Here is a 20988-nt window from a genome sequence, read left to right as displayed (position 1 = left end):
TACGATTTAGCGTATTAAGTTTTTGTTCATATGGGCCCGGATACTCCAAAACTGACAGTTGACGCTGTTATCCTGTACAATGGCAGGATTGTTCTGATACAACGGAAAAACCCTCCTTTTCAGGGTAAGTTTGCTTTGCCAGGTGGTTTTGTTGATATAGGCGAGACTGTGGAAGCAGCAGTTGTACGGGAAGCGCTCGAGGAAACCGGCCTGTCGATAGAAATAGTTAAGTTGCTTGGAGTATATTCTGACCCTTCGCGTGATCCCAGAGGGCATACGGTAAGTGTGGCCTATCTGTCAATTGGCCATGGGGATCTGGAAGCAGGTTCTGATGCGAAAAATGTACATCTTTTCGATATTTCGAGCATACCAGAAATGGCGTTCGATCACAATAAGATACTAGAGCAGTCACGAGGTGAGATTGATGGAATTTTGTCCAAAATGTAAAAGTATGATGTTTCCGACAAAGGGTATTTCTCAATGCAGGAAATGCGGATACGTCAAAGAAAAAGAAGCGGAGGCCGAATCACTGATGTCCAGATCAGCACGGTCTGACAGGGAAGTAACAGTACTTGAAGGCCATGTCGATCAGGGACTTCCCACAACAGCTGTAAGATGTGAGCAATGTGGGCACAACGTAGCATATTGGTGGTTACGTCAACTCAGGTCTGCCGATGAGTCCGAAACACGATTCTTCAAGTGTATCAAATGTGGTGCAACCTGGCGTGAGTATGATTAATATATAATTAACATCTAATATCGAGCAGGTTGTTCAGACTTTCAGAGAATTTTCAAGAAAGCTTTTATTAGTAAATGTCTATAATGACTAGAAATTAAATTTATTTGGCGGAGAATCCAGATGTTCAAGGCAACAATCGATGCAGATACACTTAAGAGTTCCATAGAGGCGCTTTCAGTTCTTGTTGACGAGGCGAGGTTCAAAATATCTCCGGAAGGATTTACGGTCAGGGCGGTAGACCCCGCTAATGTGGCAATGGTCAGTTTTGAACTAGGTTCAAATGCCTTTGACGAGTTCGCTGCGGATGACTGTGAGATAGGTTTGGACCTGTCAAAGATAAGCGATATTTTCAGTGTGGCAGGAAAAGATAACAAGGTAAGCATGGAACTTGATGAGATGTCACAGAAAATGTCACTCCATCTTGGCGGCCTGTCCTATACTCTCGCATTGCTTGACCCTTCAACTATCAGAGCAGAACCAAGAATCCCTCAGCTTGAACTTCCTGCAGAGGTTGTCCTGAACGGGAAGGACCTCCAGAGGGCGGTCAAAGCTGCGGAGAAGATAAGTGACCACATGTTACTGGGAGTCGAAGATGATGCATTCTACATGGAAGCCGAGGGAGATACGGACCGTGTACGGCTGGATATTCCCCGTGACCAGCTGATAGACCTGAGAGCAGGTGATGCCCGCTCGCTTTTCTCCCTGGATTACCTTTCGGACATCGTTAAGCCCGCCTCAAAATCAAATGAGGTTACAGTTGAGATCGGTAAGGATTTCCCTGTTAAGATCGGATTTACGATTGCCAACGGCGTAGGCAAGATCGGATATCTGCTGGCTCCACGTATCGAATCAGATTAAGGACATGGATCACAAGGACCTTGCATTATATCCTTATGTAAGCGAGGCTTCCCGCTATGTGGCAAGCCTTGATTTTTCCCTCGACAGGCTGATCTCCTCAAGGGCCATGGAATCAGCGCGTCTGAGGGGTAAGGAAAGAGTGCTGCAGTCCATCGGGGGTGAGATACTTAAACCCGGTCTCCTGAGTTCGGATGATCGGAAAATACTGGTCGAACTGCTTTCCTACCCGTTCTCACGCATACTTGTTTCATGCATGGACGATCCTTTTCTGACAAGGAGATATTCCCTGGCAGAAGCTGTTTCCTCCTACAAGTCCCTCAAAGGAAGGGAGGTTCTTTTTCTCAAAACCTTTGCCATGGAATTCGATATTCATTCACAGGCAGATGATTCCGGTTTCAGGATGCACTTCACGGACTACATAAGGCTTGCCAACACGCTAAAGGCAACTGAATGGAAACTGGTGAACCGTAAACTTGACCATGGCTATGTAAAGGTCTCAAAAGATGAATTTGCGCGCCTTCTACAGGAAGGTGTCAGGAATAGGATAGAAGGTAGTCTTCCGGTATCAGTTCCTGATAATGTCCGGCAGGCATGTGAGCCCTATCTTGAAGAGATACGGATTGCACTCCATGAACGCAAGAGCGCATTCGGGGGGGGCTCGGAGTTTGGCTCTGTGGAGAGCGAACTGTTCCCTCCCTGTATCATCTATGCTATATCGCAGACCCGGGCAGGTGTCAATCTTGCACATTCCATGAGGTTTGCAATGACCTCATTCCTGCTTACAGTCGGCATGTCCGTAGATGATATCATGAACCTTTTTGCATCTTCTCCTGATTTTGATGTTGAAAAAGCAAGATATCAGGTGGAACATATCGCCGGTGCATCAGGGACAAGTTACAAACCTCCTTCGTGCTCAACGATGAAGACATACGGCAACTGCTACTCTGCCGATGAGATCTGCGATAAAATAAAGCATCCATTGGGCTATTACCAGCGTAAGATCTGGTTCAAGAACAAGGATGATAAAAAGCAGGCCGTTAAGCAATCATCTGTGAATGGTCCCGGTTCCGGCTCTTAACTTTTCTTAATTACGCTTATATTCTCTGCATTTGTCCACAAAACTCTTTACCGGGAATGAGGCAGGATGTGTATGGGTATAGCTTGCCAGGGAGTTGTGCTCTGTGATGCAGTCCATACCGTTCTCAATACCTTTTCCGCGTTTCATCTCATAGATGAATTTGGCATCGTTGGCACAGTATGTGACCGAATAATGGAATTCATGTCCTCTGATAGTTCCCTTTATGAAGTCACCTTTCGCTGTACCTTCGGTATAACCCAGTGCCTGCAGTTTTTTGGTCATCACTGTTTCTGCAGGGAACAGGTCTGCCATTTTGTATACAGTGTCCTCTATTTCATATGATGTTGAAAGGTACTGCAGCCCCCCGCACTCTCCGTAAACGGGCATGCCATCGGCAGAGAGGTCTTTCAGGGATTTTGTGGTCTTTGAGCCTTCCAGTTCGGATATATGAAGTTCAGGATAGCCGCCGCCAAAGTACATACCATCGACTTCCGGTACTTCTCCTTTTATCGGACTGAAGAATACTACTTCTGCTCCGGCCTGTCTGAAAGCATCGAACATATCCTGGTAGTAGAAGCAGAATGCACTGTCCAGTGCAATGCCTATTCTTACTTTGTCCTGGGAAGGATTCTCCACAACAGGTACGTCTTCAATCTTCGGGGCGGTTTCGGCGATGGAAATGACTGCATCAAGGTCGATATTCTCCTCTATAAAGCCCGCAAGCTGGGAGGCATCAAAATCCTGCTCATGGGCCATGAAAAGGCCAAGGTGCCGCGAAGGTACACTGACATCCTGGTTACGCGGGAGTGTGCCTACAACGGGGATGTCCGGGATGGCGTCTATTATCATCTGTGAATGCCTGGGGCTTCCGACCTTGTTGAGTATCACTCCGGCGACATTCACATTTCTGTCGAATTCAGAGAACCCCTTCACCAATGCTGCGGCACTGCGCGACATCCCGTGGACATTTATTACCAGAATCACCGGGACTCCAAGCGATTTTGCCACGTGTGCGGAACTTGCCACCTCGGAAGCTCCCATTCCGTCAAAAAGTCCCATAACGCCTTCTATTACATTGATATCAGCATCTTTTGAATGCCTGGCATAAGTGCTTTTAACTCCGTCAACCTGCATCATATAAGTGTCAAGGTTCCTTGAAGGCTTTCCGCAGATTGCGGTATGGTAGGTGGGGTCAATGTAATCCGGTCCCACTTTGAATGGTTGTACTTCCATCTTCCTTTTTTTCAGGGCCGCCATTATTCCCATGGAAACGGTTGTCTTTCCGACACCGCTGTTGGTCCCTGCCAGCAGTACAGTTTTTGTCATGCAGGTTAATTTGTCCAGTTTGTATATATGTATTGTTCCCTGCCGATTCACAATAGTTAAATAAGCGAAGTCTATCTACGTAGTATGAATTCATCCGGGGCAGGTATGACTTTGACAGATCCGTTCGGGCGAACGGTCCGAAGTCTGAGAATGTCCATAACCAATAGGTGTAACCTCAACTGTATCTATTGTCATAACGAAGGTGATCCTGGCAGTGTCAGTGAAATGTCAGTTAAGACAATAGCCAACATTGTCAGGGCGGCTGCAGACTTTGGTGTTGACCGCGTTAAGATCTCAGGGGGGGAACCTCTTCTCAGGAAGGACCTGGAAGATATCCTGACAATGCTGCCTCCGCTTAAGGATGTTTCTCTTACGACAAATGCGATATTGCTTCAGGAAAGGGCGGGTTCCCTCAAAGATGCCGGACTGAACAGAGTGAATGTTAGTCTGGACACTCTTGACCCTGAAAAGTTCCGGATGATCACAAACTGCAAAAAGAACATTCTCGGGAAGGTGGTTGCTGGCATCGAAGAAGCTGTCCGTGTAGGGCTGACGCCAGTTAAGCTGAATATGGTCCTTCTGAAGGATCTGAACGAGACTGAGATAGAGGACATGCTTTCATTCACAAGTCAGTTCAATGGGAATGTCATACTGCAACTGATAGAGCTTATGGATTTCAAAGATGTCGCGGATCTGCATGTCAATGCAGACGAGGTGGAGAATGCATTATTAAGTCGCGCCACTGATGTCAAAGTACGCCGGATGCACCACAGGAAAAAATACATAATCAATGGTGCTGAAGTGGAATTTGTACGCCCGATCGACAACACGGAATTCTGTGCTAACTGCAACAGATTGCGCGTAACTGCTGACGGGAAACTGAAACCATGTCTGCTCGTCAACGATAATCTGGTGGATGTGTCGGATGCTGATCCGGAAGAACTGCCTGCATTGCTGCAGCTTGCAGTGAGCAGAAGATTACCTTTTTACACTAGCAGGAGAGATTAAAATGGAAGTAGAACTGACAGTTGATGGTAAAAGTATCGATATCAATCGTTTTGTACAGGATATACTTGGGAGCACTGTCGTGGGTGCTACAGGAACTCTGCGCGGGGTAGATGAGGGCTGCACAGAGATACTCCTGAAAATAAAGAAATAGGATTCTTTTTTTTATTCTTTATTACTAATTGCTCAGAGTTACTACAGGAGATGCTCTATTTCCGAGAAATCAATAGGGGACGTGGCATCCAGTGATATTGGTGTCACGGAGATATGTCCTTTACTGATAAGGGCGTCTACGTCAGTGCCTTTTTCGTCTTCGTTTATGAGGTCGCCGGCTATCCAGTAGTAAGGCCTGCCCCTTGGATCATGTCTTTCCTCCACATCAGTCCTGAAGAACTTCCTTGCAAGGCGGGTTATCTCTATTTCTGTATCCTCTTCCACATGGTATGGTAAATTGACATTAAGCAGGTCCACTTTATCAGGAAGTCCGTGTTGCATTACTTTACTGGCAATCCTGTTGACCACTTTTATTCCGACTTCGAAATCATGCTTGTAATCTCTGTGGTCATCGAATTTATCTCCTTCCTCCTTCACCTGAACCGAGGCCGCTATTGCAGGGATGCCGTAACTTGCGCCCTCCAGGGCTGCACCTATGGTTCCGGAAGTGGTTATCGTATCAGTGCTTATGTTCTCTCCGATGTTGAAACCTGAAAGTATGAGGTCAGGTTTCTGTTTCATTATCGTGAACATTCCGAGTATTACAGAATCCGTAGGTGTCCCGCCCACAGCATTGACCTCTATGCCGTCGATCCGGGTAGTTGTGATCCTCAGGGGTTCAAAAATAGATATTGAGCGTCCTACGCCACTTTGCTGCATGAGGGGTGCGGACACGGTCACTTCTCCCAGGTCCGCCACGCTTCTGTACGCAGCCCTTATGCCTGCGGAATACACACCATCATCATTCGTAAGAAGAATTCTTCTGGACATGGCCTATTCTTCGTGGGTCAATGTCTTAAAACTAATGCCTGGAAAGAAGATATGGATAAAATCCAGCGAAACTATACGTTTGCAAAGATCTTTTTCCTTTCTCTGGAATACAGGTCTTGGTCGGATCCTTCCGGCAGTTCTGCCAGGGCCTTGATCTGTTCGATTACTTCAATGTCTTCACTGATGGTGTCAATCTTATCGATGATCCCAATGATCGACTCATTCTGTTCTTCGCTGAGGCACTTGTTGTCTTTTGCTATTTCAAGCAAAATCGAAGCGTCATCCAGCACCTGTGCAAGGATGGTCCTGTCCATATATTGCCTGGCAAGGGCAGAGTCGTTCCCTTTCATTGTTTGATTGAACTCGTTCAACTGAGTCTCAAAAAGACCGATGTCATAGTGTGAGCTCCTGAATATCTTTCTTACATAGTCTTCCCTGTAGACCTGCTTAGAATTTTTCAAAACTTTCAGGAGTTTTTTGTAGTCCATTCTCTCTCATCCCGTTCATCCCGTGTGCTGATTCCCAAACCGGAAATAGCTGTTTTTTGGTGCATGACCAATATTATTGTTTAGTAGCTGCCTTTCTTCTGAGCTCCATGTTTATCTCAGCTTCAAGAGGGGCAGGTGCAATGAGCTTCAATGCTTCATACATCTCTGTGAACTGTCCGCCGTTAACGTCGTAATCTCCTTCAATATCTATGCCGTATTCTTCTTTGTTTTCCTCAACAATGGGATCGCACAGGTATACCTGCAGATTACCACCAGCATCCATAAAAACGGAAGGTCTTGCTCCGGAGCTACTGTACTCTTCGACCAAACCTCTAAACACTAACGACATATATCGCATTGATTCCATCGGTCATCACCATTTATGCTAGTTTCTGAGCATCTATTTAAAGATGATGTACTCGATTTTTTAAGTATGTAGTTTTATCGATAGTTATATGTTCACAAAATAGTTGTAACCTGACACAAAATTTTACCGAATCACCATCTGTTGAAATTATTGTCTATGTATATTTATATAAATTCTCTAATTAAATTGTGTAATGAATTTCTATAAGAAACATTTTTAATCATTGGGGCATACTTGGAAGAATAAATTTCATCAAAGGATCATCTAGTTGGAATAATTATGCTTGAGGATGAATATCAACTTGATTTTTTCTATGAAAACGGTTTTATTCGTAAGCAGTGTTCAAAATGTGGTAAGTTCTTCTGGACACGGGATGTCGACAGAAGTACCTGCGGGGATGCTCCTTGCGATCCCTATAGCTTTATAGGCGATCCGGTTTTCAAGAAAAATTACGATCTCTCAGAGATGAGGGAATACTATCTTAAGTTCTTCGAAGACAGAGGGCATACAAGACTGGAAAGGTATCCTGTTGTGGCCAGGTGGAGGGATGATATTTATCTCACCATCGCTTCAATTGCTGATTTTCAACCGTTTGTCACTTCCGGTCAGGTACGACCTCCGGCCAACCCTCTGACAATCTCCCAGCCTTGCATCCGTCTTTCGGATCTTGATGCCGTGGGCAGGAGTGGCCGCCATCTGACAACTTTTGAGATGATGGCTCACCATGCTTTCAACAAGGAGAATGAGGAAGTCTACTGGAAGGACCACACCATGGAGCTATGTGATGAGCTTTTCAACTCTCTTGGAGCGGACCCACTGGCCGTGACCTACAAGGAGGAGCCCTGGGCCGGAGGAGGTAACGCTGGTCCGTGCGTTGAGGCACTGATCGGCGGCCTTGAGGTTGCAACGCTGGTTTTCATGGACCTGGAGCAATCAGGGCAAGGCAATATCCTGATAAAAGGTGATCAATATCGCAAGATGGACAATTACATTGTTGATACAGGTTACGGTCTCGAGAGGTTCGTGTGGGCTTCGAAAGGTTCACCTACGATATATGATGCTGTTTTCCCGAACATTGTCAATGAGCTCATGGGTCTTGCCGGTATTGAACATGAGCTGGACAATTCCGAATATGCCAACATATTGGCCCAGAATGCCCGTTTTGCGGGACTGATGGATGTCAGCGAGAAAGCGAATCTCTTCCAGCTTCGCAAACAAGTGGCATCCAGTATCGGCACCACAGTGGACAAGCTTTCCACTATTATGGAACCTGTGGAGAACGTCTATGCAATAACCGATCACACTCGCTGTCTGACATTCATGCTGGCAGATGGTATTATCCCATCAAATGTCAAAGAAGGATACCTTGCACGTCTGGTGCTTCGCAGGACCCTGAGGAAGATGAATGAGATGGATATCAGGATACCTCTGTCCGAGATAGTCGAGATGCACATTGATAACCTGCCGGAATATCCAGAGTTTGGCGAGAAGCTTGATGTGATCCGTGATATACTGGAGCATGAAGAAAAGAAATTTGCTGACACGCTTGAACGTGGAAGGCGCATGATCCGGAAATCTGCAAAACACTATAAGTCTGCAGGTGAGAAGATCCCTCTCTCAACAGTAATAGAGATGTATGACAGTCATGGTATCCCGCCGGAAGTATCAAAGGAAGCTGCCGCTGAGATGGGAGTCGAGACCGAGCTTCCGGATAATTTCTATTCGCTGGTGGCAGAAGGCCACAGCAGGGCAGAGGCTAAAGTAGAGAAGGTCTTCCCCTATGCGGATAAAGTGGATAAACTCCCGAAAACAAAGCGTCTCTTTTACGATGAACCTGCAAGGATGGAGTTCGAGGCAGTTGTGCTTGACGTTTTTGATAACCATCTGGTGCTTGAGAGCACCCTCTTCTATCCGGAAGGTGGTGGACAGCCTGCAGACCATGGTACTATTACTGTCTATGATGATGTACTCAACGTTGTCGATGTTCAGATAGTGAATGGTGTCGTTGTCCATACAATAAATGGCACAGAAGATGAATTCCATCTGCGAAAAGGTGACCTTGTTATCGCGAAAGTCGATGAGGAAAGAAGAATGGCACATGCCTGTCATCACACCGCAACACATATTGTAAACGATGCTGCCAGAAAGGTACTCGGTGATCATGTATGGCAGACCGGTGCACAAAAGACAGTTGAACGGGCCCGTCTTGATATCTCTCACTACAAGCGTATCACTCAGGATGAACTCAACCAGATAGAACTGATCGCAAACCGTACGGTGATGGAGAACCAGCGTGTCACTGCCGAATGGATGGACCGTGTCGATGCTGAGAAGAAGTACGGCTTCAAGCTCTATCAGGGAGGTGTCCCTCCGGGTAACAGGATCCGTGTTCTCAAAGTTGCAGATGATGTTGAGGCATGTGGAGGTACTCACTGTACAAGTACCGGGATTGTAGGGCCTATCAAGATGCTCAAGACCGAACGCATCCAGGATGGTGTGGAACGTATCGAATACGCTGCCGGTCTTGCAGCAGTTAGAGCTACACAGAAGCTGCAGTCCTATCTCGACCAGTCGGCAGAAGCATTGCGCGTACTTCCTGAACACCTGCCTTCGACCATTGAACGCTTCTTCGGTGAATGGAAGGACTTCAAGAAGGAGAATGAGAAACTCAAGGATGAACTGGCACACGTGCGTGTCGCAGGCATGATAAACGACGCCATCGACATAGGTGGCATCCGTGTGATAGCCAGCCTGGTTCCAAATGCAGATGCAGAAGAACTTGTAAAGATCGCAGGTGAGCTCACGCGGGAAAAGGATGTAGTTTCCATACTTGTAAGTGATGCAGAAGGCGTTAAGATCGTAGCTGCCGCAGGCAATGATGCTCTAATTGCAGGCGCGAATGCAGGCTCCATTGTCAGGGAAATGTCAAAAGTAGTGGGTGGCGGTGGCGGAGGTCGTCCGAACATGGCGCGTGGAGGCGGTGTCGATCCTTTAAAGGTCAACGATTCGCTGGAATGTGGAGTAGCTCTGCTAAAAGAACAGCTTAAGGTTGCATGAGGGGTGAATTATGATCCCGGGGGAGATAGAGCAGTTCTTTTCTTCTCAGTTCGGTAAGTCCCTGCTTGTCAAAGGCAAACCCGGTACTGGTAAAACCACGTTCATATTCGGGATTCTGAATGAACTATGTCCTGAGGGAAATTGTATCTATATTTCTCCCCGGATAGACAAGTCATCATCATACGGCAAGTTCCCCTGGATAGAGGGGGATTTCAGCAATAATGAGGATTTCCTGAGGATGCTTGCCTCCAGGATCAAGGTCATCTGGGAATCGGGTGATTCAAAACCCATGATAGTGGTAGATTCTATCGATTCCCTGAGCATTGCAACAACAAGGTCATCCAGATGGGAGGATAACAAGTTCGAGCTCGAACGTCTCCTGTCAGACTTCTCCAGAAAGGTTAACGCAGACCTTGTACTGATCACTGAACAGACTGAGGTCACTTCTCTGGATTACCTTGTCGACGGGGTGGTATCCCTCGAGGTTTCAGAGATATCAGATGCCGATGTCCGTAAGGTTCAGATGCTCAAGCTCCGGGGGGTCGGTATGTCCCAGTCGAGATATGTCTTTACGCTTGAAGGGGGTAAGTTCACAAGTTTTGATCCTTTCAGGGTCTCATATCCTCAGAAGACAGCAATTCCTGATTCCATGCCGGATCCCATGGAAAGTAAAATCTCTACGGGAAGTCCTGATCTCGATGAGATCCTCGGAGGAGGTTACCAGAAAGGCAGTTTCAATCTCTTTGAGATCACAAGCGGTGTAGGTGATTCTTTTTACAGCCTCCTGCTTCCGACATTTATCAATCATCTGAATCTTGGCAGAGGGTTGCTGAGTATTCCTTCCGAGGGTACGAGTGTGGAGACCGAGAAGCGGATGATCTCCCCTTTTACAACAGGGCCTGATTTTCCCGGGCAGTTCCGGGGGTTTGAGATACGTGACCTGAAGGGTCGGATCCCTTCATATATAGCAGCATTTTCGGGTAACGTATACAAGGACATGGATGTATTCTACCAGGCAAAGAACGAAATGATGCGTCAGCATGGTTCTCCACTTCTTGATTATATCGGGCTGGACAGTATGGAATACAATTACGGCTGGGAAAACATTGGTTCTATCATAGGACAAATGGCTTCGGTCACCAAAACGACTGATAATGTTGTACTTGCCGTTGCAAAGCACGGACAGAATATCACTGATTCCGTGGCGCATATGGCTACAACCCACTGGAAATTCGAGAACGTTGATAAGACCCTTGTTATGTATGGCATTGTTCCGAAAACAGGACTGTTTGTTGCTCAGATGGACTTCAGCTCGGGCTATCCGCAGGTCAGACTCACTCCGATCAAATAGGCGGTCAGGCTCTATAGTCTAAAACATCCCAAACATTAATAAGAAAATAGAACCAATCCTTACAAAAGACTATAAAGGTAAGGGACAATGGAAGATCGGACTCCTGAAATTCTGGCTACTTTAAGGAAGGAACTGGCAAACAAAAGTTCCCTGTTCTTTGCTCCAGTCGATAGTTTTGTCGAACGCCTTGTCTATTTTCATGTGTATGATATACTGAAGAATGATGCTGACAGGACTGTGGTCTGGCTATGCCTGAATTCCTCAAGGGATAAAGTCCTAAGCAAATTCGGGGATTTCGGGCTGGATATTTCCGGATTCATGGGCCGTTTCTGGTTCATTGACGTAGAAGTTCCTGGAAGGCCACCACAGCAAGGTACATTGTACTGCAGTTCTCCTGCTGATTATACCAAAATGGCGTCACATATAGCCAACCTGTTCGAAAAGAATCCGGGTTCGCTACTTGTGATCGATAATATGAATGTCCTTGCCAGCGATACCATGCAGGTCGTTGAGAACTTCATGCAGTTCATCGAGAAGAAGGTGAGCGAGAAAAAAGGTGGTATTGTCTCCATACTTTTGAAGGACATCCTTTCTAAAGATACTGAAATGCTGGTTAAGTCCTTTTTTGACGTGGTACTTGAAACGACCAATATAGGTGAGGTTCATACACAGGTCGGACTGAAGGATTTTGACTTCCTGTATACTGTGGAAGACGGATATATCAAACTGGAGTATTCCCGAAAGAAGATCAAACATGACAGGTTAAAGATATTGATCGTGGATGATGAACCTGATATTCCCGAACTTCTAAAACTTTCTCTGATGAATGAACCATACGATTTCCTGGTGGCATATAACGGTGAGCAGGCAATTGATATCGCCTTAAAGGAAAAACCGGACCTGATACTGCTCGACATCATGATGCCGGATATGGATGGTTATGAGGTTGTGGAAGAACTCAAGAAAAGCAGAACTGCCAGTGACATCCCTGTAATAATGATATCTGCAAAAACAGCAGTCGAGGACAAAGTAAAAGGTATGGAACTTGGTATTGATGACTATATCTCAAAGCCTTTTGACAAAAGGGAAGTAAAAGCTCGTATAAAGATGGTCATGAGGCGGCTTGGCTGGTCGGAAGAGGATTAATTATATATTTAAAGAGTATCTTATATTCTGTTCTGTAAAGATCTTTCTCTTTAAGGAGTTAAAAAATGTGTCCCAAAGTCATGGTCGTAGATGATGAACCCGATACCATCGACCTTGTGAAACTTATTCTTGAATCTGAAGGTATAGATGTCATCGGGGCAAGTAGTGGTTTTGAATGTCTCGAGTTCATAAAGGAAGAACTTCCGGATGCTGTTCTGCTTGATATCATGATGCCTGACATGAACGGATGGGAAACTTTCCACAAGATAAAGGAAGATAACCCTGCCCTCCCGGTTGCTATGCTTACTGTAAAAAGCCAGGAGTTCGATAAGATGCTTGGTTTACATGTGATCAAAGCGGATGATTATATTACAAAACCTTTCAGCAGACGTGAACTCATAAAAAGGACAAGGTCCCTGCTGAAGTTAAAGGGCCAGTAGTTTACAATGTCTCGCACAATATGGCAATTTCGCCCTTAAGGAACAGGTGCGCTTTTCTGTCTCCCCGAAGTCCTTTTTCAAGCCGGTTACGTATATCCCAGTATTCTTTCGGATCGACCGAAGCTCTTAAAAGCATAGTTCCGAAACCGTTTTCCCGAAGGTACTCGTTGATCTGCGGGATGTCAAACGCCAGCATATTCAGAACTTTATACTTCTTCTTGAACAGTTGGTGGTCAATCTGTTCCATGGATGTTAGGAAAATGCGTTTCTTATCTATCGGGAATAAACTGACATCTGATGCCTGTTCCCTTACTTCTTCAGCCAGCTGTGCAAGGAGCCCTGCCCTTTCAACAGATTCTTCCGGTTCATAGGCATATAAGGCCGGCTCTTCGGTTCTCCGGATATCCGGTATCTCATCGTCCGACTCTATTCTGGTTCCTGAAGGGAGGGCTATGGCCGATACCCCGCATTTCTTCAGGGTCCCAAAGTACAGGTTTAAGCGGTTCATTTTGCCTTCGAGTGAAAGATACTCTTTTTCACAGTCAAAAGGAACTCTTTCGGGTGTAAGCTGAGGGGGTGCTTCAAAGGCAAAACAGGATGTCTTTGTGCTATATGCGGTCATCACGTCAGGGATCGATGGCTGCAGGTTGCTGATATCCCTCACTTTTTCACTTGCAGGCCTGGCAGGGTCCGAGAATACGATATCAAGCTGAGGCAGACTGGCTATCACTTCAGGGGAAAGTGCATCTGCACAGATGAATTCCACGTTTGTGATCCCAAGGTGCTTGCAGTTTTTCCTGGCGTATGCTATCTTTTGAGGGTCTATCTCCACTGCATAGACATGCTCGCATTCCCTTGCGAAGTATATTGTCTGTCCGCCAATCCCGCAACTTATGTCGGCGATGGTTTTACATCTCAGGCGTTTGGCCCTGTAGATTGCTACGTCTTCAGGTGTTGCAAACCTCACTCCGTCCTTGTCGGAGAAGATACGATGTTCAAACTTCTTTTTGCGCGTCACTCTGATCTTTGAAGCAATGGTTGGTCAAATGATTTAAACCCACCTTTGCCTGCCCGGACCAGGCAAAATCATTTGATTCAATATTTTTATATATTATTGAACGTATATTCTGTTATCGATAGATATATCTGAAAGATCAGATCCTGCTATGTGAGACCATGTCCGGCTTAAGCGATAAAATAAAGAAGGCAACTTCTGCTATCCTTAGTAAAAAAGGAAAGAATAATGGGGGTAGTTCTCCTTTTGATTCAGATCCTCCTTTTTTAGAAGGGATTCCCGACCTTAACTCTGTGCCGGACCTGGCTTCAGGTATGCCTCCCGGAGGTCCTCCCGGCATGAGTCCACCAGGTATGCCTGGAGCAAATCCTCCTGCAGGTGGCCCTCCCGGCATGAGCGGCCCTCCGGGTTTCCAGGGGGGTTCTTCCGGCCAGTCTGGCTCTTCTGAGAACAAAGAGGCTATCGAGACAAATACCAAAAGGATCAAAGAGATCGAAACGAAGGTGTCCAAGGCTGACGTGACTCTTAGCATGGTGCAACGTGAGAACGAAGAGATCAAAAAAACAGTGGATAAGATAGATCAGAGTGTGCTTGAATTGCTTTCGCTCTATGAGATCGTATCCAATCAGGTAAATCCGTTTGTAGGTGATGATGTAGCTTCCAGGGCTACGATAGAACGATTTGAAAAGGTGGAGAAAAGGGCCACTGAGCTTGGGGACCTGCTGGTTGTCTTCAAGAACGACCTGGATTCGATCGACCACAAGTTGAACATGCCTGGAATCTCCAAGGAAATCGACTCTAAGATGCAGGATGTGGAATCCAAACTCACTGCGTTTGCTGATGCCATGTCCATGCTGCATGGGAGTATCGAGCAGCTGACCCTTAAAACCGAGGAGCTCACGGACAAGAACGAACTTGTTGACCAGAACATCCTTGAACTTGCAGAAACAACAAGTGCCATTTCCATAAGGGTCGATGAGATCGAAAGAAAAGGCGTTCTGATGTCTTCAAAGTTGCCCGTGGAGGGTATAGGAGACGGTTCCGGGGAAACGGCCACAGAGCATGATGCTGATGAAGGTACCCGCAGGAATTCCAAAGAAGTAGTTCCGATGGTACGTCTGGAGAATATAAGGACCGATCCCACAAGCGTGGTCGTACTGCTGAACTGGATAGAATTCTTGATGGAGCGCGTAGGCAGGAACAACCTGATGGACGCACTGGACTACTATGTGGACATCGGGTGGATAAGCGAAGATGTAAGGTCCGAGGTAATGGCATATGCCCGCGGTATAGATTACTATGTTGAGAAACCTACCTGGCGCCTGCTTCCGGAGGACCACACCAAATCCCTTCTCTTTGTTGAACGTCTGTGCGGACGCAAGATCGATCGCAACATGCTAAGCTCCATCGACCGGGAGATGTCAAAGGTCAAGCACGGCCTGGAGGAACTGTATGGGATTTGAGGTTTCGGTTGTTGTTGCTATCTTCTTTATTTCGGCAGTCATTGTAGGGACCTTCTCATACACAACTTTAACAACATCTTCTGAGATTGCCTCCGATGCGTCTGCAGAACAATACCAGATGCAGAATAAACGCCTGAATACCGGAATAGAGATTGAGGATTCGATAGCAGACGTTTTCAACGAAACCCACGACCTCACCGTTACCATGAAAAACACCGGTAGTGAGACTCTCAGTTTTGATGAGCTCAATGTGCTTATCGACGGCAGCCTCAAAGAATATACTTTTTCTGATACTGCAGTTACCTGGGTTCCGGAAGAGACTCGTAATCTGACCGTATCCGGTCTGGAAGGTACGGGATCCCATCGTGTGAAAATTGTCACTGAGAACGGTATTGCTGACTACGGGACCTATGTGGTTTGAGGGCACCTTGCCGGCTGGTACCAAATTTATATACTATTATCAATATATAATACTTCTAATTATAATTCCAATTTCAGACCTGATGGTACCAAAGTATGAAGGACAAACGCTTCGACCGGAGGCATCCATTTTCCGGATGTGAGAAGGCAGATACGGCTGTAACCCACATGATATTCTTCATTGCGGCCATAATAATCGCAATGGGAGTCGTTACTGTACTTTCCGCGGATATCCAGTCCATGGTATCATCATCATCTGTCAGCAGCAAGTTGCTCTCAGAGCAGATGAGGACTGACATAACGATTGTCAATGACCCTTCTGTCATCCCCTATGATGCCTCCGGGAATTATTATACCTTCTATGCGAAGAACACAGGCAGGACTGAACTGGTACCGGAATTCATAACCGTCCTTGTAGATGGTTCCATGATAGGGCCAGGTGAAATGGATATCGATCTCCCGGATGGAGATGTCATATGGCGTCCCGGGGATGTCCTGGTGATAAATGTGACAACAGACCCTTTTCCACTTAAGGCAGGTGACCATCGCATACTTGTTGCAGCAGAGAATGGGAAATCCGGTGGCATGAACTTTATAATTTAATGGTGAAATATGGCAAAGATCAACTCGTTCGAAATACCAAGAGATGAACTCAACGCCAAGCTGGGAGGAGGTTTTCCTGCAGGTTCCCTTGTAGTGATAGAAGGTGGGAGCGGAGGGGGCAAAAGTTCGATCACCCAGCGTCTGGCATACGGACTTAATGAGAGTGACGTCAGTGTTACCTTTGTTTCCACACAAATGACCACAAAGGGTTTTATTAACCAGATGTACTCAATGGATTACCCGATTGCGCCTTTTCTGCTGAACGGTAATCTGCTCTATATTCCTGTTATTCCTCTTGTACAGGCAGCTAAATCCCGTTTCGACTTCCTTGAGAGGTTAATGACAGCTGAAGAGCTCTTTGAGAAGAACGTAATTATCATAGATACCATTTCCTCACTAATAAAATACAGCGCAAATACTGAAAAAAGTCTTGATCTGATATCTTTTTTCAAAAAACTGAACGGAATGGGGAAGGTCATCATACTTACCATCGAGCCTAATCAGCTCAGTGAGGACATCGCTTCTATGTTCAGGTCATCCTGCGATGTTTACATTACCCTCAAGTCAAGACCTCTGGGAAGTGAGGTCAAGCGTACGATAGTTGTCAACAAGTTCACCGGTGCCAAAGGCCCGGTGGGCCAGATGATCGGTTTCAGGATAGAGCCGAAAGTTGGTCTTGTTGTAGAGATAGCTTCTGTGTCATGAAGCTGAAGAAGGCGATCGAATGGATCAGGAATTTGAAAAAGCCATACAGAGGAATCCGCACCTGGGCGAGTATGTCCGCAAGTTCATGAAAGAGAACGGCGCGGATGAACCAACATTCATGGTTAGCCTTTCAAAGGACCTTGACACTGAGAGCATTAATGTGATCTTACCTGTCGGGGATCCTGTATTCATTCACCTTTATGGTACTCCCGAACTTGGCGATGTCTTCTACTATGGTATTGAACCACAGCTGACAGATCCTGAAAAGAAGAAATATGATGCTGTACTTAGCATCATACTCGAAAAATCTGCGCGTGAGCAGATACCGGATTCAGAATCAGAGCTCAAGGACCTTATAACCAAGCTCCTGAACGGATCCGTCGATGTAGGTGCAGGCGGGGCTCTGGAGCAAGAGGTAAAGGGCAGATTCGATATCATCCAGAAATTGATGCCTGTCCAGAAAAAGGTGTTAATGACCCAGAAAGAGTATAACAAGATACTCTATCATATCGAAAGGAATATCATCGGTTCCGGTCCGATAGAACCCATCATAAGGGATCCTTATCTTGAGGATATCAGCAGTATAGGTGTGGATAACATCTTCATTGTCCACAAGATATTCGACACGTTGAAGACGAATCTCAGTTTCGGGGATGAGCAGGGACTTGACAACTGGCTCAGAAGCATGAGTGAGCGTATTGGTCGTCCTGTAAGCGATGCCCGCCCTATAGCCGATGGTGCACTTCCGGACGGCTCACGTATCAACATCATCTACAGTATAGATGTCAGCAGGCGTGGTAGCAGTTTCACCATGCGTAAGTTCAGTGAGGTTCCTGTGAGCATCATACAGCTGATCAGCTGGGGCGCTTTAAGTCCTGAAATGGCTGCCTATATGTGGATGTGCCTTGAGAACGGTATGAGTGTTTTCTTCAGCGGGGAAACAGCCAGTGGGAAGACCACTATGCTGAATGCCTGTCTTGCGTTCGTCAATCCCAAAGCAAAGATATTCTCTGCGGAAGACACGGCAGAGGTCCAGCCTCCGCAACCTGTCTGGCAGCAGCTTATCACACGTGAGGAAGGCCCTCCTGATTCCAGGGTGGATACCTTTGCATTGCTCAAGGCGGCCTTGCGTTCAAGGCCTAACTATATTATCGTTGGTGAGATCAGAGGAGCCGAAGGTAACGTGGCTTTCCAGGGAATGCAGACAGGACACCCGGTACTGGCCACTTTCCACGCATCTGCGGTAACCAAGATGATACAGCGCCTTACTGCGGATCCTATAAATGTCCCTGTGACCTTCATCGATAACCTGAATGTGGCAATGATATTGTCAGCGGTTTACCGTAAGGGTAAGTTCCTGCGACGCTGTCTTGCAATCGAAGAGATAGAAGGATATTACGAGGAGGTAGGTGGTGTTGTTACCAGGGCAGTATTCCAGTGGGATCCCGAAACGGACAAGCATCATTTCAGGGGCCTTAATAACAGTTTCATTCTTGAGAACAAGATCGCCACAAAACTGGGTTATGAGGACAAGAGAAAGATATACGAGGACCTTTTCCTCAGGGCCAGGATACTGGAAGAGATGCGCTCACGGGGTATCGATGATTACTATGATGTGCTCGAGATCATCGTGAATTTCTATAAGCATGGTGTAGATGGCCTTCCGTTCGTAGTATAGGTGAGTTCCATGAGTTATGAGAAGGCATTCAAGAATCTGGACATGGAGCCAAAAACCTACTTAAAGAAGTTTGCTTTGCCGATCATCGGATTTGGTGTCCTCTTCGCCATCCTGATGTACGCTGTTCTGCCGAATCTCTTTGTTGGCCCGACAAGATACATTCCAGCCCTTGTTACGGTAGTGTGTATGATATTTGCCTTCTCCTATCCTTTGTCCATACTTGGTGCAAAAGCTGCCCGTATCGACAACAACATGCACTACTACATAACTCAGATGGGGTCAATAGCAACAGCTGAGACCCCGAGGCTTGATATTATCCGTATAGTTTCTGAAAATGAGGATTACCAGGAACTTGCGGAAGAGACCCGGAAAATATATGACCTTGTGATTGTCTGGAACCTGAGCCTTGCGGATGGGTGCAGGTTCGTATCAAAAAGGTCTCCTTCCATTATATTCGAGGATTTCCTTGACAGGTTCGCCCATGCGCTCCAGTCGGGAGAGGATGTAAAGTCATTCCTTTTTGCAGAGCAGAATGTCGTGATGAATGAATATGAATCCATGTATAATGGTGCCCTTTATGCGGTAGAGGTCATCAAGGAGCTTTTCGTGTCCCTTGTGATGTCTCTGATCTTCATGGCTTCCTTTGCAGTTATAATGCCTGTTATCACCGGAATGAATGCGGAACTCCTCATGGGTGTCGTGGTTGTGGTCTTCCTTGTGACAGATCTTGTTATGGTCATGTTCACCAAGAGCAAGATCCCAAAGGACCCTACATGGAGTAATTCCAGGATCGTCACAAGCGAGAAACTCAAGTTGTACCGTTCCATTCCCATCTCGATCGCAGGATGTATCATTGTAGCTATAGCTGTTTCCCTATACGGTAAGATCGAAACATCTATCGCTGTTGCAATGGTATTCACCCCACTGGTATATACCGGATATGTTGCCACCAAGATCGAAAAGAGCATAAGGCGAAAGGATGAGAATTTCCCTGCTTTCATCCGCTCCCTGGGAAGTTCTGCAGGTGCAAGGGGTGGTGTGATAGATGATGCCTTAAAAGCCCTGCGAGCTCATGATTTCGGTCCTTTGACAAAGGATGTCAACAACCTTTACAAGATGCTGGTGACAAGGATCGATAAAATAACTTCATGGGAGGTATTCTCTGCCAACACAGGAAGCAATCTTATCCAGCGATTCAGTGTGATGTTCGTGGAGGCGACAAATCTCGGCGGTAAGCCTGAGGTTATAGGTGATATCATCGCAACGAACTTTCACAGGATAGTCGCCCTGCGAAAGAAAAGGAGCCAGTCCGCAGGCAGTCTGGTCGGTGTTCTCTACGGGCTGACCGGTGGTATCGGTTTTACAATGTATATTTCCCTGGGTGTTGTCGGACTGATGCAGGATATGTTCGCGGCAGTCGAAATGCCGGCTGGCATGTCCATGGGCATGGTGCTCTATACAAATGTGGGAAGTATGGACACCCTTGCAAACATGGTACTGGCAATAATGATAGGTCATTCCCTGATGTCTGCCATCCTCATCAGGGTCGTTGACGGAGGCCACATGCTGAGCGCAACAATTGATTTTGTGATCATGGTCTGGATCTCAGGAGCAAGTGCCGTGGTTACTATGGCAGCAGTATCATCATTGCTCGGGATAACCTGACAATAAAGAAAAAACAACCTTGAGAAGTCATGTAGATTGAAATTTTAAAGTCGGCTTTTTCAATACTGAAATTCTTTCTGTCAGGTTGCATAGTCCCAAATCGTGTATAACTTAAAAAGATGAACGAAAGTAGCCGCCACATCTCCTCAATTCAACATTCTTCAGTACACCAGCGACGGATTGTGCCGCCTTTGGCGGGTGGCTGCTTTTATATTCTCTGGCACAGGAACCACTTTATACAAACCAGGCATGTATAATATCTAATATTTCTTACACTAAAAAAGGACTAGGAATATAGAAAAATGCTAATTATTTATGCCAAACTGTCAGTACTTTGTATTTTTCTCAATGATTTACGACTAACGGGGCGTAGGGGTAGAGAAAGCCTACTGATTTAGCTGTGGGATGAATCGTACCACACCTTATAGATAATCACAAATGTTATATAGCTGTCAGACTTATAATACATTGTTATGGCAACAGAACGATGGAAACATAGCAATACAACAGTGTATAACATCGGTTTTCATTTAATATGGTGTTCTAAATATAGACGAAATGTTTTAGAAAATGAGATTGAGGCACGTTTAAAAGAGCTTC

At 46.1% G+C, this 20988-nt stretch carries 22 protein-coding genes; 17 read left to right on the top strand and 5 right to left on the bottom strand.

Annotated elements, in window-relative coordinates:
- Positions 1-30 precede the first annotated feature (30 nt).
- The 4 genes from CUN85_RS01670 (at position 31) to priL (ending at position 2675) form a co-directional block, all read left to right on the top strand.
- Entirely contained in the window at positions 31-447 is a 417-nt protein-coding gene (locus CUN85_RS01670; protein WP_135388410.1) for an NUDIX domain-containing protein, read from the top strand.
- On the top strand, positions 425-739 hold the full coding sequence (locus tag CUN85_RS01665; protein ID WP_135388408.1) for a transcription factor S: 315 nt from the start codon (positions 425-427) through the stop codon (positions 737-739). The genes CUN85_RS01670 and CUN85_RS01665 overlap by 23 nt, the downstream gene beginning before the upstream one ends.
- Before the next feature lie 120 nt (positions 740-859).
- Positions 860-1597, top strand: a complete 738-nt coding sequence (locus CUN85_RS01660; RefSeq protein ID WP_135388406.1) for a DNA polymerase sliding clamp — start codon at positions 860-862, stop codon at positions 1595-1597.
- 4 nt (positions 1598-1601) lie between these two features.
- Positions 1602-2675 (top strand): DNA primase regulatory subunit PriL, encoded by a 1074-nt coding sequence (gene priL / locus CUN85_RS01655; protein WP_135388404.1) that lies wholly within the window; start codon positions 1602-1604, stop codon positions 2673-2675.
- A gap of 6 nt (positions 2676-2681) precedes the next feature.
- Here the strand turns inward: priL and CUN85_RS01650 are convergent, their stop codons facing one another.
- The gene (locus CUN85_RS01650) at positions 2682-4001 is read right to left on the bottom strand and encodes a cobyrinate a,c-diamide synthase (protein WP_135388402.1); all 1320 of its coding nucleotides are present in this window, start codon (positions 3999-4001) and stop codon (positions 2682-2684) included.
- An 84-nt stretch (positions 4002-4085) separates the two neighbouring features.
- Here CUN85_RS01650 and moaA point away from each other — a divergent pair, with 84 nt between their 5' ends.
- Together moaA and CUN85_RS12885 are read left to right on the top strand one after the other, a co-directional pair.
- Entirely contained in the window at positions 4086-5009 is a 924-nt protein-coding gene (gene moaA / locus CUN85_RS01645; RefSeq protein ID WP_135388400.1) for a GTP 3',8-cyclase MoaA, read from the top strand.
- Between the two features lies 1 nt (position 5010).
- Complete coding sequence (locus CUN85_RS12885; protein ID WP_167848753.1) at positions 5011-5160, top strand: hypothetical protein; 150 nt, start codon at positions 5011-5013, stop codon at positions 5158-5160.
- 41 nt (positions 5161-5201) lie between these two features.
- On the opposite strand, the gene surE is transcribed toward CUN85_RS12885, so the two are convergent.
- The 3 genes from surE to CUN85_RS01630 form a co-directional block, all read right to left on the bottom strand.
- Positions 5202-5990 (bottom strand): 5'/3'-nucleotidase SurE, encoded by a 789-nt coding sequence (gene surE / locus CUN85_RS01640; protein ID WP_135388398.1) that lies wholly within the window; start codon positions 5988-5990, stop codon positions 5202-5204.
- 71 nt (positions 5991-6061) lie between these two features.
- Positions 6062-6478, bottom strand: coding sequence for a hypothetical protein (locus CUN85_RS01635; RefSeq protein WP_135388396.1), 417 nt, complete (start codon positions 6476-6478; stop codon positions 6062-6064).
- Positions 6479-6551: 73 nt separating this feature from the next.
- Complete coding sequence (locus CUN85_RS01630; RefSeq protein WP_235856147.1) at positions 6552-6845, bottom strand: hypothetical protein; 294 nt, start codon at positions 6843-6845, stop codon at positions 6552-6554.
- A gap of 279 nt (positions 6846-7124) precedes the next feature.
- Between CUN85_RS01630 and alaS the strand changes: the two genes are divergently transcribed.
- From alaS to CUN85_RS01610, 4 genes are all read left to right on the top strand, one after another.
- Positions 7125-9902 carry an alanine--tRNA ligase gene (alaS, locus tag CUN85_RS01625; protein ID WP_135388394.1) on the top strand — a complete coding sequence of 926 codons (2778 nt, stop codon included), beginning with the start codon at positions 7125-7127 and terminating at the stop codon, positions 9900-9902.
- A gap of 10 nt (positions 9903-9912) precedes the next feature.
- Positions 9913-11253 carry a gas vesicle protein GvpD P-loop domain-containing protein gene (gvpD, locus tag CUN85_RS01620; protein WP_135388392.1) on the top strand — a complete coding sequence of 447 codons (1341 nt, stop codon included), beginning with the start codon at positions 9913-9915 and terminating at the stop codon, positions 11251-11253.
- Between the two features lie 87 nt (positions 11254-11340).
- Complete coding sequence (locus CUN85_RS01615) at positions 11341-12399, top strand: response regulator transcription factor (protein ID WP_135388390.1); 1059 nt, start codon at positions 11341-11343, stop codon at positions 12397-12399.
- 65 nt (positions 12400-12464) lie between these two features.
- A complete protein-coding gene (locus CUN85_RS01610; RefSeq protein ID WP_135388387.1) occupies positions 12465-12839 on the top strand; it encodes a response regulator transcription factor in 375 nt (124 codons plus the stop codon).
- 1 nt (position 12840) lies between these two features.
- Here the strand turns inward: CUN85_RS01610 and CUN85_RS01605 are convergent, their stop codons facing one another.
- Complete coding sequence (locus tag CUN85_RS01605; RefSeq protein ID WP_135388384.1) at positions 12841-13857, bottom strand: methyltransferase domain-containing protein; 1017 nt, start codon at positions 13855-13857, stop codon at positions 12841-12843.
- A gap of 158 nt (positions 13858-14015) precedes the next feature.
- Here CUN85_RS01605 and CUN85_RS01600 point away from each other — a divergent pair, with 158 nt between their 5' ends.
- From CUN85_RS01600 to CUN85_RS13615, 7 genes are all read left to right on the top strand, one after another.
- Complete coding sequence (locus tag CUN85_RS01600; protein ID WP_135388381.1) at positions 14016-15317, top strand: FlaD/FlaE family flagellar protein; 1302 nt, start codon at positions 14016-14018, stop codon at positions 15315-15317.
- Positions 15307-15738: a hypothetical protein gene (locus tag CUN85_RS01595; protein ID WP_135388379.1), complete on the top strand. Its 432-nt coding sequence runs from the start codon at positions 15307-15309 to the stop codon at positions 15736-15738. Before CUN85_RS01600 ends, CUN85_RS01595 begins: the two co-directional genes overlap by 11 nt.
- A gap of 95 nt (positions 15739-15833) precedes the next feature.
- A complete protein-coding gene (locus CUN85_RS01590; protein WP_135388377.1) occupies positions 15834-16340 on the top strand; it encodes a flagellin in 507 nt (168 codons plus the stop codon).
- A 9-nt stretch (positions 16341-16349) separates the two neighbouring features.
- On the top strand, positions 16350-17045 hold the full coding sequence (locus CUN85_RS01585; protein WP_135388375.1) for an ATPase domain-containing protein: 696 nt from the start codon (positions 16350-16352) through the stop codon (positions 17043-17045).
- A gap of 19 nt (positions 17046-17064) precedes the next feature.
- Positions 17065-18723 (top strand): type II/IV secretion system ATPase subunit, encoded by a 1659-nt coding sequence (locus CUN85_RS01580; RefSeq protein ID WP_135388373.1) that lies wholly within the window; start codon positions 17065-17067, stop codon positions 18721-18723.
- Between the two features lie 9 nt (positions 18724-18732).
- Complete coding sequence (gene flaJ, locus CUN85_RS01575; RefSeq protein ID WP_135388371.1) at positions 18733-20388, top strand: archaellar assembly protein FlaJ; 1656 nt, start codon at positions 18733-18735, stop codon at positions 20386-20388.
- 473 nt (positions 20389-20861) lie between these two features.
- Positions 20862-20988: transposase (locus CUN85_RS13615; protein ID WP_205804316.1), on the top strand; the 127-nt coding region annotated here is incomplete at its 3' end.

This window comes from Methanolobus halotolerans (assembly GCF_004745425.1).
Lineage (GTDB): Archaea > Halobacteriota > Methanosarcinia > Methanosarcinales > Methanosarcinaceae > Methanolobus > Methanolobus halotolerans.
This window is presented reverse-complemented; position numbering and strand designations above follow the sequence as displayed.